Genomic DNA, 14,604 nt, shown 5'->3' on the forward strand with positions numbered 1-14,604 from the left:
GATCTGGAGTATTGAAGATGAGTAAAGAAAACAACAATACACCGCAGAATGCGGACCTCTTCGCCGGCCTGCGCGTCCTGCGCGATATTGGATTGCGCCTGACCCCTGAACAACCGACAACTTATATGTGCGATGCTGGCATGGCTGTCAGCGATCTGGACCCCGATACCGTCCGTCGCGTCTATTACGCCATGCTGCAAGCCGCCGCCCGCGCACCTTTGTGCGGGGAAGCCAGCCTGCATTAATATTATTCATTGACCTTGTAATTCTGTCGCGTCTGTACAGAAGGTGCAGGCGCGACAGAATTTTTAATACTCGGCTTAACGCCCTGTGATGGCGTTATTCTCTTTTCCTCGCTGCGTTTGTAAACATATATCCCCAGAACCGATAATCCCACCATCCAGATGGTGCCCAGCGACTCCATGGATTGCAGGACAATATCCGCCTGTGCCGTTTCAAACACGATGACATAGGCCAGCGCCAACATTTGCGCCGCCCAGGTCAGCGCCATCAAATATCCAAATGTGGGCCTCATGCGCCGCACATACGGATCGCTGGATGCCACTTCGGCGCGCAGGGATTCATTCACCTGCTGATACGCGGCCACGTTTTCCTGGGCCGCAACCTCGGCCATTTTCTCGGCATGGCGGTTGGCTTCGGCCATCTGCTCGGGTGTGATCTGGCCCATGCTGAGTGCATCGCTCACCTGACCCAGTGATTTTGACGCCACCTGCGCCGCCGGATGTTTGATCGTGCCCAACGCCTCGGACACGATGCTGGCCAGAACGGGCAGGCCCATTTGTAAAAGAACGGGTGAAACCATGGTTCAATCCTCCTGAAAAAACCTTATGCTCCCTCCCCCAAAGGGGGAGGGCTGGGGTGGGGGGATCGAAACACGCCAATCATGGGCACCATCCCATCCCCTCCCCCTACCCCCTCCCTCTGGGAGGGGGAACTCTTAATTCACACGGTAAAAAATATGACGGCCAATGACCGTCAGTGGTTTTTCGCCCCGTGTCCATGGCGGCGTGATGCCCGCCGCATGGTAATGGGTGGCCCCAAACGTTGGATCATCCAGAACCCCCGCCACCGCCCGTCGCGCAATACGCACGGCCGTGGCGAAATGGATGTCGGCTTCACTTACCCCCATCAATTTGGCCCGGTTGGGGTCATTGTCGTTCCAGCAACTGAATTGATACGGTTTTTGACACACGCCAATAATGCTGTTGCCCCACCAGAATTTTCCGCCATGCGCGTCTGCCACTTTCACACGGTTGACAATCACGGCAGCCACGGCCTGCATCCCTGCACTGCCTTCGCCGCGTGCTTCGCCCCACACTGTGCGCGCCAGAATGTCCACCGCCGCATCCTCATCAATGCTGCCCAGAATGGTTTTTGTTGTTTTTGGCGTTTTACTGTCCTGTGGCTTTAAAAAACGGACCATGTTATCGCTCCTTCCGCGCGTTCAGCGCTTCTGTTTTCAACGCGGTGGCATCCAGTTTCGATTCAATTCGCAACAAATGCCCCACCAAACGGGATTCCAGCTCCCGCATCTCCGTCACCGAAGCGTAGGTTTTGGCGACTTCCAGCTTGAACGCCGCCAGCCCTTCGCGCATCTGGCTGTGGCGTGTATCAATCAAATCCCGCAAATGCCGTTCGGCGTTTTCCGATTCATTGCGGATATGCCAGATCAGCCAGAACATCCCGCCCAGAACGGGAATTTGAATGGCCGTGACCCACCAATTCATATCGAATGCAAAATTATCCATGTCCTTTACACCTCAAATTCTGTGCGGGCTTCGTGTGTTGTTCCGCCCCTACGCCATGTTGGACCACCCGATACGGGAACCAGCCGTTGCAACCGCACGGGTTGCAGTGACAACGCCCCCGCCACGGCATCCAGACCGTCATCCGCGCCATTATCGCGTGTCGGCGTCCAATCCTGCATTTCGGTCAGGAACGGCGTTTTCCACACATCGCCATGCACGCGCAACAACCGCGCCGCCATGACGGTTTCAAACGATTCCAGAATACGGATATTCTTGGGCCGGGAACTGGAATGCTCCACCACCGCGCATGGCACACGGCCCTTGGCCAATTCTCGTCGCAAAATGGCGGGCAGGAAACGACCAATGCCGTTAATTTCAATCGTCACCGCCGGAACATGAAACCGTTTCACGGCATCCACTACGGCGCGGGATTGTGCGGTGGCTTCATCTTCCGTTGCACCGTCGCAATTCATATACAGGACATGGTGCAGGTATAAATTTCCATCCGTATCCGTAAACACGATGGCCAGAACGGATCGGTCCCCGCCACTGCGCCCGAACGCTGGGTCCCAATAGGCCGCACACGACACCATGCGGGCCGCACCGATATGCAATTGGCGCAATTCCGGTGAAAAAACCGCATCATCCCCATACCGAACCAACCGCGCCGGGTCCAACCGCCCCTCGGCGATATTGACAGGTTCCAGCATCATCTGACTGCGGAATCGGTTTTCGCCCGTGCTGGCACGCATGCGGGCAATATCCTGCACGCTGTAGCGTTCCGGCCACGCGCTGTTCCCATCACGGTCCAGAACGGGGATTTTTAAACGGCGAAAACCATCCAGAAATGGACGTACTTCGCCAATTTCGCTCCGTGCCTTATCCGCGTAAATCGTGAACCAGCTATGCGGCGTGCCGACATACAACATCGTGCCGCCGGGTGTCAGGATAAAATCCATCTCTGCCAGACGGTCGCGTAAATCACGCCGCTTGTCCGCCGTATCACACGTATTCGGCACCTCGACATCGTCACAAATAATCACATCGGCCCGGCTGCCAGTGGCGTTCGCGGTAATCCCCGCGGCCACCATGGATGGGTCCCGCAATTCCATCGCGCGGTTGACCGTGAACCGGTCCGCACCCCATTGGTCCGCATTTTTTGGTTTCAAATTTTGCGTCAACGGGTGGCGTTCAATAATCCGGCGCACATTGCGCACCATGCGCCGTGCCAGCGACGTTTCCGCCGCCACGACCAGAATGCGCAAATCCGGATTGGTATACAGCAACCACGCCGCAAACAACCCCACCAAAGTGCTTTTGCCGCACGACCGAAAAGCCATTAATAACAATCGATTATCGCCCGCGCGCCACGCCGATTCCAGCCATGTGGCCATAAACAAATGCACCGATGGCGTGGCCAGCCCCTGACGCTGGTTCCACAAAACGACGAACAGACGAAAGGCCATGGGGTTGGTTTTCTGGATCATTCTTCGTCCTCCCGTTCGCCTTCATCCTCGCCAAATTTTTCGTGATAATCGGCCAATTCGCTTTCCGCGTTTTTGACCATGGCGGCCAGATCATCATGGCCATCTTCCGCACTGGGTAAATCCGCCCATCGCGCCAGTTTGATCAGCAGATCGATATGCGCAATCGCGACCTTGCACGCATTGTGGTATTCCTTGAACGCCTTGATATCCGTCGGAACATTTTCCCCGGAAAACGCGTGATAGGAATTGAGCGCCCGCGCCAGCGCATCGGGTAAAAAAAGGGCGACGCGCCCGCGCGCATCGCCCGTCATGTCATTTGTCATTCTTGTTACGCCTTCCCTAAAGCCTTAGGTGAATTTTGACACGATATACCATTGCGACCCGTTCGATGTGACCGTGATCGCGTCATATTGTCCGGATAAAGGTTGCGTGTATTGGTCCGGCCCTGATCCGCCCTGTTCGCTCACCATCACGGCATTGGCGGAACTATCGACTTTTTTAATGGTTACGCTTCGCCCCACGGCCTTGGCCGCATTGGCGGGTGGCAAACGGGCCGTCAGCACCCCGCCATAGCTGGACAACAGATACACATCCACCGCCATATCAATGTCATACGTCCCCGACCCATCATAATACCGGGTGTTTCCCGCCATGCGGTTTGATGAAATGATCGACCAGGCCGCGCCGTTGGAAATCATTTCCGCATAATCATACCGCCCGCCCAATTGCAGTGTCGTCCCGTCGGGTCCATTGCCATCATCTTCACCAATGGTAACGATGTTGGATGTGTCATCCAGTTTTTTGACCACCATCACCACCCCCGGCGCATCACCGGCATTCGGCAAATCCACGCGAATGGCCCCGCTCGTGGCATTGACCAGATGGACGGAGTGCGACAAATCCAGCTGCGTCGTACCCGGCGTATCAATAAATTCCGTATCATGGCGCAGCAATGTGGCCTTCAAATCCGTCACACTGGTTTTACGCAGGCGGTTTTTATCCGGCCACCCGGCATTGACCGCGTCGTAATTCCCGCCGGACAGATCATAAATCGCCGCCCCGTCGCTCTGCGCCGATAAATTGATGATGGCCGTTTCTTCCGATCCCGCATCAATCTGCACGTTTGGCACACCATTATTCGATTCCGTGAACAGATTGACTAGCAATGTTTTGTTGCTGCCCGCCCCCATGCGTACACACGCCGCCGCCGTGCCTTTCACATTGGCTTCGCAATCAACGAAACTGTTGTTAAATGACCCATGTTCTACATAAATCCCGGCCCCGGTCATATCCGCGCCCAGCGAATAGACGCGGCAGGATTGGAACCGGTTGGCATTCGGCGTATCCCCCCCGCCCGACAAGGTCAGATGAATACCATGCGTGCCCGGCTGCGCCACCAGAACGCGGGTGAAATTGTTCCAGTAACACGGCTTGTTGGTATCGCTGCCCCCATCCAGTTGCAAACCGATAGTGGACAGCCAGATGGTGACATCGGCCACCGCGTTTTGCACACACGGCCCATCCACCCCGATCAGGCGCAGCCCCACACTGCCACCCTCAATCCGCAGATGTTGAATATTCGTGTACCCGGCCGGACATTCCACGGCGACGAAACTATTATTGATCGCTTGAATCACCGATTTCTGCCCCGCCCCGATCAAGCTTTTACGGTTTTTCACCTGCACGGTGTTGCTGATCAAATAGGTACCGGATGGCACAAACACATAATCATGTGCAGCCAGTGCGTTTTGAAAAGCCAGCGTGTCATCCGCCAGCCCATCCCCCACCGCCCCGAAATCCTTCACCGATACCAGATCACCAAGCTTATCCGCACTGCTGCGCGTTTCTGCGCCCGTGCCGGTGGCGGTAAAATCCGGTGCGGCCATGGATCCTTCCAACGACACGGCAATCGGGTCACCATCTTCGTTAAAACCCAAGGCCCGATTGGCCCGTTGCGCGCGGGAAGGCAAGATGATGTCGCCCGGCGTTTCGTGGTCGCCATAGCGCAACATCTGCCCCTGCATCCGGTCCACCTGCTGCAGACCCGCCATCAGCATATCCAATTCCGTGTTGATGGCGCGGGCGGAAAAATCGCCCCCTTCAATAAAATCGGTCAGACGTTCCAGCGGCAAACGGCGTTCTAGCGTCACGATCACGCCGCTGGCCGGGGCCGTATCAAAGACCACGGTGCCACCATCCGTATTTCCCGCTCCGTTGACAGTAAAGCCATAGGCCTGTGCCGCCCCATTCAGCGATACCACCATGTCTTCGGATGCGAACAGGGGGAAATTATAGGTGAATGTATCCTGCACCCCGTCGGCGATGCTGCGGACAATCGGTTCAATGGCTGGAATTTTAATATGGTCGGAGGGCATATGTCGTCCTTTCTCAAATTTTTGGCACAAAAAAACCCGCCACAAAGGGCGGGTTTTTAAAATCGTGTTTTAAACGGTTCAGGCGTTCGTCGCTGGCTTCTGCCCCGGAACAACCGGACCTTTATTTTCGCACATCACGGTAATGGCAACATCGCCAAGACCTTGATGATCCATATCCAGCGCCTTTGCGGCAGCCAGGGACAGATCGATAACGCGTTTGCCAATATACGGGCCACGGTCATTGATGCGAACGATAACGGTTTCACCATTATCCTTGTTGGTCACTTTCACCATTGTATCCATCGGCAAGGTGCGATGGGCGGCGGTCAACTCGTTCATGTTGTAAATTTCGCCACTGGACGTCTTACGGCCATGGAACCCAGGACCATACCAGGATGCTACACCATTCTGTGCAGTACCAACCTGAATTTCAGGACGGCAGAAGCCAGCAGTGTTTTCGGATTTCTGGGCCAGAACATCACCGGCGGCCAGCATACCCAGCATCAGAAAACAAATCGGCAAAACGATTGCAAAACGTTTATGTGTGCAGATTGTTTTCACAGTTTCTAACAGTCGATAAATCATTACTCCGTGCTCGCTGTTGTTAACGATGGCGGTGTTATAGATGATTTATCTCAAATGCCGCAAGTTAACCCGTCAAAAGCATGGTATTCCAAAGCGTTAGCGCATGTTGAAAAGTGTTAATTTCTGCGGGTTTTCGTATATTAAACCCCTATCCCCATCCAAAGGGTTACAACAGCATCGTGTCCAGTTTTTGCCGTTCCTGCAGCTGTGTGCGCTGTAAAACGTTGATGCGGTTGCGATCGGCAATATCCAGATCAATCGCCTGATTACGCAGACCATCAAGCCTCTCACGCATCTGCCGTTCCTGATCGCTCTCTTCAAACATGCCGAGGAGAACCGCTTCACCCGATCCATCCACCGCGGACAATCCCGATGAACCGTATTGTACTTTCTGTCGTGCCATCGCGCGCTTCAATGCGGCGCGCCGTGCCGTTTCTGCGCTTTGTGCATCGGCGGTTATTTTTGCGCGCTCCAGCCCGGCCTGCTCTTCGGCTTTTTGCAGGCCGGCATTCTGGGCCTCAATCAACTGACGCATGGCCAATTCCTGTTCCCGGCGCAGCGCGTCCTTCTGATCGGAATCGCCCAGCAATGTTTTGGCCGCGTTATAGCCAGAGTAAATCGAGCTGATGCTGCCGGCCATGTTGCCGAACTGGCCCAGAACCTTAACGGCGGAGGAAAGCGTTCCCATTAATCATTCACCTTCATTTCAGTTGTTACAGACAAAAGCGTAAACGGCAAAGCCGCTGATTGTTCAATCCGCCACAGCGGATTGGCCCCGGTTGTGTTCCACCCGATGGCCCGAACCGATACATCCCGGCTGACCAGCGGCGGCGGCCCATCCGGCGGATCAATATCCCCGATATGACGCAGCGGAATATCGCGCAGGCCCCGCCCCACATCCAGCCGCAGAGCCGATGTGTCCTGCAGGCGAAAAATGGCCTCGATCAAACGCACCGCCCGCCCCGCCCCAGCCTCCGCCACGGCGGATGGGGGCAAGGGTTCAACAATATGTGTATAGGGCAAACCGATGACGACGGAACTGGCCGGTTCATCCAGCGTGATTTCCCCGTCAATCACCGTGCGCGGATCATGCAAAATGCCGTCGGCTACGATGGACACTTCGCGTCCATCCAGATGATCCAGCCCCGCCCATGTATCGGTCGGTGTTTCTGATTCACCATTCAACGCGGCATCCAGAAACAATTCATCGTCAAATTCCTCGATATGAATGGCCTCGCCCCGGTTGACCAGCGCGTAAACATTCTCCCCCACAACGGCCACGGACAGGATATGCCCGTCCGTTTCCAGCAAGGTCCACGCCGCCACGGCTTCGGCCCGATATACGGTCAGGGTCGCAATCCTCCCATCCGCCCGCACCATAAACAACAAACGGCGGTTGGCATCAAAATCCTGATCAATCGGATCGTTAATTAAATGCCGAGACAGCAAGGCCAGATCGGTTGCCTGATAGGCCTGTTCGATATCGGTATAGATAAATTCCCGCACCTCTTTCTTGTTCCGGGCAATGAACAACGTCGCGCCATCCACACTGACCGGCGGCACATGACGGTTGGTCAAGGACCCGATGCGGGTCTGGCGTTTCAACTGCACATTGGTCGGCGTCAAGGGATCACCCGTGACCATCCATTCCGCACCGGATGTAAAAACCTGCAAATGCCGGCCGGAAAACAGGCCACGAATGGCGTTCACTTGGTCCGACAGGATGGCAAATTCAATCGCCTCGTCATCCAGACCCGTGCCCGTGTCAAAGTTGAACAAATCGCCAGATTTTGAAAACCACAACCGATTGGGCAAATCACGGCTGCCCCCCAGGACCAGACGATCCTGGTGGAACGCCACATTGGCCGGATACCCACGCACGGCGCTGAAGGCCTGCTCCATCCAATCAATGGTCGCGTTGGTGTTGGGCAATGTTTCAATAACACTGACCGTCACCACAGTGGGGGAGTTAAAGGTGGTAATATTCACCTCTTTCCCCGCCACGCGCAGGCGAGTGTTTTCGTGGTCTTCGGTAAACACGCTGGCCGATGCGGTCAGGGTGATGGTCCCGGTCGTGGCCGATGGGGTCAATGTGACCGTAACATCGGCATATTTATAATAAGGTTGGAATTTCACCCCGTCATCGTCAACGAAGAACGCCCAATCATTCAGGCTGAAAACCCCGCCCGCTCCGCGCACCAATTTCATGGGCGTCAGATCCGGGTGAACGATCAGCAGCGTATCCGCACTCTGCGTCCAGGCGACATTGGCAATCTGGTCCTCGTCCCACGGCGCGGACAGGCTTTGTAAAAACCCGCCATCGGCATAAATATCCAATTGCCCGTCGGTCAGACACAACAGATAGGTTTGTTCCGTGTTAAACTCAAACGCGATCAAACGCCCCGTCCCCGCCGCGACATCAATATGGCGCAACCCCGCCCGGCGGGTTACACCGCCGGTAGGTTGAATGAATACGTTGGTCAAAGACAGCGCCCCGTTATCATAGGCGCGCAAATCCCCACGCCCCAGAAGGCTGCGCGAAACTTCACCGGCGGTGAAAGTGGTTTTTACGTTGCGAATACGGCTCATGAATTCCTCACATCGATCAGGCTGAAATCTTCAATGCGGTTGGGGGAGTCCTGCTGCGCGTCGATCTGGCGCGCGCGCTGGAATTCCCCGTCGGCCAGACGGAACATCGCCTCGGCCCGGGATGTGTTTTCGGTGACGGGGATGCAGAATTCCGCACTCAACCGCGCGATCAGCGCCGCGTCGAAATAGGGCGGAAATTCTTCTTCCTCCGGCCGGAAAATATAGGTCAGCAGGACCGAATCCGAATTGGCCTGCAACCGCCCGCGGGCGATGCGGTAATTCAAACCGCGTCCGCGCCCCGCCGTTCCGGCGGATAACGCCCGTAAATAATCGGACGGTAAATGAAACGCATGGGCATAATCCGCCGCAGGCGCAGTCACATCGGGGTTCAGGACCACCTGCCCCGTGGCAAAACTCCAGCCATAGGCGGAAAGCAACGCATCGCGAACCGGCCCGAACAAGGCCCCGGCAATATCGGCCTCGGCCGTGCCATCCAGAAACGATGTAATCGGTGCCGCGCCCAGGCGGATCAGCGCCCGGCTGCACAGGGCAATATCGGAAAGAGCCATTTGAAAGCCTGCCTTCAATCATAGAATGTGGAATGTAAAAGAATGGGGCCCTGCCCCGCCGGATTGAATGAAAAACAAACAATCCGGCGGGGTGGCCCGATACCGACGACAATGGACGTCGCCCGTCATACGCATGAACCGACCAGAGGAACCAAAATGGTCGATTACCACGCGGATCCGCGCAAGCCCGCCATCACGGCAACCGGCTACACAGCCTTAGCTGTACAGCGCGATCGTCACGGCGCCGCCGCTGTTCCCGGTGACGATATAAAATTTCGTCGCAGGGGTGCCGTCGGTATCAAGATTGGCGATGATCAGATCATTCACGCGCATCATGTCGGATGCCGTGTTGAAATAACCAGCGCCGGTAACCACACCAGATGCATCCACGGTGGTGTAGTGCCACAACGTGAAATTATTGGCATAGGCCAGAACGCTTAAATCACTTGCTTTGAAAGCCATTGTTTTTGTCCTTCTTCTTTATGGTTGCACAGACGATTACGGGGTTTCGTCACATTCGATGACAACAACGCCGTTACCGTCGATCAGGGATGCACCCTGGCTCATCATGTTGTTGACGAAGTGCGCCGCACGGTCGCCGTGCCACGTAATATCCGTCTGAACATCCGAACCCGACGCATGACCGATGGCCGTTTTGTGGAACCAGAAGCAGGACCGCACACCCGTGCCATCAATCGGCAAACCGGAATGCGGAATAAACAACGTCCCCAGGAAGCGTTTTGCCTGAATCCCACGGAACGGCAATTCATCCGGGCCGACATAATCGGCGCTGGTGAATTCGTCGGTGGCCAGCAATTCGCTCCATTGTTTGTAACCAACAATCGCATAACGCTCGCCATCATCCGGCACATCGGCCTCGCCCAGTTGTTCGAAAGCCTCCAGAATTTTGGCAATCGACATGCCGGCGCCTGCGTCCGCCACCACGTTGGTGCTGGCCGTGGCCAGGGCATTGATGATCAGCTCGTCCGTTTTACGGCCCAGAGCATAAGCACCGGCATTGGCGATAACCTGACGTTCGTCGATGTTGGTTTTCAGTTCGTCCAGACGGTCAACCCAGTCGCCGGCGTAATAATCCTGCAACGTGGTTTCCACCGTGGAATGGGACAGGTTCATCACCGGAACCATACCGTGGGTGGATTTGGTCGACGCCACGCCCTTGCCGACTTTTTGGAAGACGGTGCTGGAACCTTGGACGTTGGAGATGGTGCGCACGGTGTTCCGCAGTTTGGAGCCCATACGCTGGTAGGATTCATGCACTTCGCGTTCGAATTGCTTGATAAAGGCCTGGTCAATGGATGTGGCCATGACATTTCCTCGTTCTGTATGTTGTTGATGAAAAACACGTTGTGAAACCGGGGGCGGTTGTCGTTCGTCACGGCCACAAAAGAAAACCCGGTGGGAACACCCAAAAAAACCATGGCGACGGGCGGCACGCATACCGCACCGTTGTCCGTCACCACGAAGTTTCAAAGGGAGATCAAAGCCGTCATGTCCCGCAGCCGGACCCTTTTCCAAGGGCATTCCCAGACAGCGGACGCAATGAGGGCGTCGACAGGAGTTAATTTAGGATTAAATTCCTAAGTTGTCAATCTCTATTTTTAAAACTGGCAATTTATTTTTTGAAAATTATATAAGGGTGTGAAAGACTGGAATTGGGCATAAAAAAACAAACAATCCTTCCCGCCCGTCTTTTTCTTGCATGCGGCAATAGAGGTCTGATATTAACCGCGTTACGGAAATAAATTCCGTACAAAAGGGTCGCGCTCCCGTGTGTTTTTGCGCGCCCGATGGAGAGTTAGAGCATGCTGAATATCCTTCTCGCTGGCCTGCGCGCCAATGGCAGCAATGATGCCGCCGAAACACGCCGCCGCTACCCCCGCCGTCACGCCGACCGTTGTGTCGCCAGCGTGAACGGGAAAATTTTCCCCGTTGAAAACTGGAGCTTCGGCGGATTGCAGATCATGGCCGATGAACGCCTGTTCGGGATTGATCAGACCGTCGACATGGTTTTGAAATTCAAACTGCGCAACACGATCATTGATATCGACGTGCACGGCACCGTCATTCGCAAAACCGCCGACCATGTCGGGATTGAGTTCGAACCGCTGAGCCAGACCATCCGCCGCGCGTTCCAACAAGTAATCGACGACCACGTCGCCGCCGAATTCGCCAATTCGCAAATCTGATCGGCCTTTAAAATAATCAAATCCCCTCCACCATACGGCGGAGGGGATTTTTTTATGGGCCCAATCATCCCCCATGCAAAGAGAACGGCCCATATTCCGTTTATTCGGTCCCACCATAGATGCGCTGGAACCCTTGGGTGACCTGCGCAATCGTGGATGGATCACGGTCGCGCCAGTATTTCGGGTCACGCATCATGGACCGCAGGGCGTTTTCATCCGGGGCCAGACCAGATGCATCCTTGCCGCCCACATGATCCAGCGCGGATTCGCCGCCCTGCATCATGCGATACAGTGCCATGACGCCCTCGAAACTGGACGACAGATTGTTCAGCACATCCGGCGGCAGGTTTTTTCGGCCATAGGACAAGAGCTGGCGTGAAATTTCGGCCCAGCGTTCCGGCCCACCAAAGGCAGAGATCAAACGGTCAACCTCGCGGTCGGCCTTGAACTCCTCGGCAATCTCCAGGATCATCGGCACCATTTTCTCGGCGGCCAGATCGTAAACCATCTGCACCTGATCCGGCGTAAAGCCGCGTTCATGCATACGCTTGTTCAAATCCGCATCCGCCGTGAACAGGCCGTGGTCGCACCGCACATTATACGCATCCGGTGTATCCGGCACGCCCAGCGCACGGTGGATACGGCTGCGATCTTCGCCCTCGCCCGGCAGGGCGATCATGGTGGAGAGTTTTTTCTCCAACGCCAGATAGGATTGCACCAACGCTTCAACCCGCACAGCGCGTTTTTCGACGTCCCAGAATTTATCGGGCAGGCCCGCCGGACGCGCAGGATCGGTGACAGAAGCGTTCATCGCACCTGCATTCTCCGCATCCATTTTGGATTCGTCTTCGGGGGTCAGTAAATTATCAACACTCATTGTCTTTCTCCTTCTTTCATTAAAAGTTTTCAATTAACGACTTGAACGGCCACGATCGACCATGCGCATGACCGAGGCGACCAATGCCCGCTGCCCCTCGGCATAGCGCAGATGCGTGTCGCTGATATCCGGACCATGGGCGCGAGCGAATGTCATCACCTGCAGATGGGCCAGAACTTTTTTCCCGTCATCGCTGGAAAAACAGCGCGCGAACAGGCGGTCGATATCCTGTTGCGTCATTGCCGGGGCCTCATCACCTCTAGAAAACAGATGCGGCGGCACGGGCAGATGCTTCGTCATTGGCAAGAAGTTCATCGTTCAAAATCTCCATATCAAGGGTGGGTTGGGCTTGCGACGCCGGTTGAACGTCGTTCAGGATCAGGTCGGACGGCACGCCCAGCGCATCGCCCAGGAATCGCGCGGCCTGTGGCAGATTGACAGCGGCCAGAGCCTCCGGCCCCATGGCCTGCACAGCCTGCAACCAACTCAGCGTGTTCTGCACGTTACGTTGCCCCTGCGCCCGGGCGAGCGGCGAGCGGTAATCCAGCGTGACCAGACGGCCATCGATGGCGATATCCGGCACTTCACCCCGGCGACGCAGGATGGCGAAGGCCCGCATGATCAGCGGCGTCATCAATTCCGTCTGTAACCGGCCATAGGTCGCCCCCAGCAGCAGCGCCATTTCACCGGAGCGTTCCAGAACTTCCGTCGCGGTCATACGGCGATCGGAAATCTGCCCCAAGCGATCGGTCAACAAAGCGTGACGGATGCGCGCGCGCAGATCGTCCAGAACCAGTTGCGAAATATCGAACCGCCCCGGCATTTCCAGCGGCTTCAGCCCTTGCGACCCCACCGCTTTCGGAATAATCACACCGGGTTTTAGTTCGATGTTGGCGGGGTTGAGAACGCCGTCATCATCCGCCTGCCAGATCCCGGTCACGGCGATGGTGGCATTTTTCAAGATCAGCTCGACAACCTTGTTCGCGGTCTTAATATCGGGCAGTGATTTCATCACCGGTGACCGGCCATAGATTTCCCCCGGCGATTTCAACCAGCGGAAAGCAATCATCGGCGTATCCGCCATGCGCGATTGTTTCAACACTGTGGCATTGCTGCCCGCAGATTGTAGCGTGGCCTGTAATGCATATCCGCCGCGCCCGTCAGGCAGGATGGATTCCAGAACCGGGAACCGGGCCTGGGCATCGCGTTCACCACTGCGGATCACATCGGCGGGCAAGTCCGCCAGCGGATAGCGTTCACGCAATTGCGCCAATGTCATGTTCACTTCGCGGTACAGGCCGTTCAGATAACCATCGGCCCCCTCCTCCAGCACCAATTGGTGCAAGGGCACCGCCGTAAAACGGAACGCGGAGAACGATCCCGGTGGGGATTCTTCCACGAACAGGCACGCGGTTCCGCCAACGATCAAATCGAGGAAGCATTGATGAATTTCAACGATGAAGTTGGAGCGGTCCAGATGCGCCTGAATCGTCCGTGCCGCTTTCTCCAGCGCCGGAGCCAGACGTTCGGCATCGGATGCGCTGAGATCCGGGCCGGGTTTCAGACCGAACCATTGCGTCCATGGCGGGGTCAGATTGCCCAGCAGGCTGGCCGCCAATTGTTCGACACAATCCAGCGCCGTGGCATCATAAAGACGATCCATGCGCGTATCGCCGGGGCGAATGCCACCGCCAAAACCCTGACGCTGCGGCAAGGCGTAATCATACGCATCCTGCCACAGCGATTCCCATTGGGATCGGCGTGATTTCGCCGCGTTAAAACGCTGCATCAAAGCATCACGCGCCGTTGCATCCATCGCCGTATCCGGTTTCGCGGCATCCAGAACAAAATTCGCCACCATCATTATTCTCCCAACAAGGTTTTGCGTTGCGGGGTGTCCCCTTGGGACAACAAACCGCGGAAACCCGTGGCAATCGTGCTGAGCCGTCCGCGCCCGCGCTCCAGCAGGCTGGCCGCGCGTTGAGCGGACCGTGTTTCATCATCGGTCGGCGTGGTCGTTCCGGTATCCGTCCCCGCCGATGGGGATGGTGTGGTGGTGGTCGGGGTCGGTGTATAGACCGGGACATATTGGACAGACGGCGTCTTCGGACGCGAAGCAAAGCTTCCCATCGTGTTCTCCTTCGAT

Annotated in this window: 18 protein-coding genes; 2 read left to right on the top strand and 16 right to left on the bottom strand. The window is 56.1% G+C overall.

What is annotated here, in order from left to right; all coding sequences use genetic code 11:
• Window positions 1-17 precede the first annotated feature (17 nt).
• The gene (locus MICA_RS08655; protein WP_014103363.1) at window positions 18-245 is read left to right on the top strand and encodes a hypothetical protein; all 228 of its coding nucleotides are present in this window, start codon (window positions 18-20) and stop codon (window positions 243-245) included.
• Window positions 246-247: 2 nt separating this feature from the next.
• Here MICA_RS08655 and MICA_RS08660 read toward each other — a convergent pair whose 3' ends face one another.
• From MICA_RS08660 to MICA_RS08715, 12 genes are all read right to left on the bottom strand, one after another.
• Window positions 248-823, bottom strand: a complete 576-nt coding sequence (locus MICA_RS08660) for a 3TM-type holin (RefSeq protein ID WP_014103364.1) — start codon at window positions 821-823, stop codon at window positions 248-250.
• 135 nt (window positions 824-958) lie between these two features.
• The gene (locus MICA_RS08665; RefSeq protein ID WP_014103365.1) at window positions 959-1,444 is read right to left on the bottom strand and encodes a cell wall hydrolase; all 486 of its coding nucleotides are present in this window, start codon (window positions 1,442-1,444) and stop codon (window positions 959-961) included.
• Between the two features lies 1 nt (window position 1,445).
• On the bottom strand, window positions 1,446-1,769 hold the full coding sequence (locus MICA_RS08670; protein ID WP_014103366.1) for a hypothetical protein: 324 nt from the start codon (window positions 1,767-1,769) through the stop codon (window positions 1,446-1,448).
• Window positions 1,770-1,774: 5 nt separating this feature from the next.
• On the bottom strand, window positions 1,775-3,256 hold the full coding sequence (terL, locus tag MICA_RS08675; protein ID WP_014103367.1) for a phage terminase large subunit: 1,482 nt from the start codon (window positions 3,254-3,256) through the stop codon (window positions 1,775-1,777).
• Window positions 3,253-3,579, bottom strand: a complete 327-nt coding sequence (locus tag MICA_RS08680; RefSeq protein WP_014103368.1) for a hypothetical protein — start codon at window positions 3,577-3,579, stop codon at window positions 3,253-3,255. The genes terL and MICA_RS08680 overlap by 4 nt, the downstream gene beginning before the upstream one ends.
• Window positions 3,580-3,603: 24 nt before the next feature.
• Complete coding sequence (locus tag MICA_RS08685) at window positions 3,604-5,631, bottom strand: glycosyl hydrolase family 28-related protein (protein WP_014103369.1); 2,028 nt, start codon at window positions 5,629-5,631, stop codon at window positions 3,604-3,606.
• Window positions 5,632-5,709: 78 nt separating this feature from the next.
• A complete protein-coding gene (locus MICA_RS12465) occupies window positions 5,710-6,216 on the bottom strand; it encodes a septal ring lytic transglycosylase RlpA family protein (RefSeq protein WP_014103370.1) in 507 nt (168 codons plus the stop codon).
• 166 nt (window positions 6,217-6,382) lie between these two features.
• Window positions 6,383-6,904 (bottom strand): hypothetical protein, encoded by a 522-nt coding sequence (locus tag MICA_RS08695; protein ID WP_014103371.1) that lies wholly within the window; start codon window positions 6,902-6,904, stop codon window positions 6,383-6,385.
• Entirely contained in the window at window positions 6,904-8,805 is a 1,902-nt protein-coding gene (locus MICA_RS08700) for a hypothetical protein (RefSeq protein WP_014103372.1), read from the bottom strand. Before MICA_RS08700 ends, MICA_RS08695 begins: the two co-directional genes overlap by 1 nt.
• Window positions 8,802-9,374: a hypothetical protein gene (locus tag MICA_RS08705; RefSeq protein WP_014103373.1), complete on the bottom strand. Its 573-nt coding sequence runs from the start codon at window positions 9,372-9,374 to the stop codon at window positions 8,802-8,804. Before MICA_RS08705 ends, MICA_RS08700 begins: the two co-directional genes overlap by 4 nt.
• A 216-nt stretch (window positions 9,375-9,590) precedes the next feature.
• On the bottom strand, window positions 9,591-9,836 hold the full coding sequence (locus MICA_RS08710) for a hypothetical protein (RefSeq protein ID WP_014103374.1): 246 nt from the start codon (window positions 9,834-9,836) through the stop codon (window positions 9,591-9,593).
• A gap of 36 nt (window positions 9,837-9,872) precedes the next feature.
• Window positions 9,873-10,700: a phage capsid protein gene (locus MICA_RS08715; protein WP_014103375.1), complete on the bottom strand. Its 828-nt coding sequence runs from the start codon at window positions 10,698-10,700 to the stop codon at window positions 9,873-9,875.
• 497 nt (window positions 10,701-11,197) lie between these two features.
• Between MICA_RS08715 and MICA_RS08720 the strand changes: the two genes are divergently transcribed.
• Window positions 11,198-11,581 (top strand): PilZ domain-containing protein, encoded by a 384-nt coding sequence (locus tag MICA_RS08720; RefSeq protein ID WP_014103376.1) that lies wholly within the window; start codon window positions 11,198-11,200, stop codon window positions 11,579-11,581.
• 100 nt (window positions 11,582-11,681) lie between these two features.
• On the opposite strand, the gene MICA_RS08725 is transcribed toward MICA_RS08720, so the two are convergent.
• From MICA_RS08725 to MICA_RS08740, 4 genes are read right to left on the bottom strand one after another with little or no spacing between them, the layout of a single operon-like run.
• A complete protein-coding gene (locus tag MICA_RS08725) occupies window positions 11,682-12,458 on the bottom strand; it encodes a capsid assembly protein (protein WP_014103377.1) in 777 nt (258 codons plus the stop codon).
• A 33-nt stretch (window positions 12,459-12,491) separates the two neighbouring features.
• Window positions 12,492-12,758, bottom strand: coding sequence for a Bbp19 family protein (locus tag MICA_RS08730; protein WP_236619888.1), 267 nt, complete (start codon window positions 12,756-12,758; stop codon window positions 12,492-12,494).
• Window positions 12,718-14,322: a portal protein gene (locus MICA_RS08735; RefSeq protein ID WP_014103379.1), complete on the bottom strand. Its 1,605-nt coding sequence runs from the start codon at window positions 14,320-14,322 to the stop codon at window positions 12,718-12,720. Before MICA_RS08735 ends, MICA_RS08730 begins: the two co-directional genes overlap by 41 nt.
• Window positions 14,322-14,588, bottom strand: a complete 267-nt coding sequence (locus MICA_RS08740; protein ID WP_014103380.1) for a hypothetical protein — start codon at window positions 14,586-14,588, stop codon at window positions 14,322-14,324. Before MICA_RS08740 ends, MICA_RS08735 begins: the two co-directional genes overlap by 1 nt.
• Between the last annotated feature and the right edge of the window lie 16 nt (window positions 14,589-14,604).

Origin of the sequence: Micavibrio aeruginosavorus ARL-13, assembly GCF_000226315.1 — a bacterium.
Taxonomy (GTDB): domain Bacteria; phylum Pseudomonadota; class Alphaproteobacteria; order Micavibrionales; family Micavibrionaceae; genus Micavibrio; species Micavibrio aeruginosavorus_B.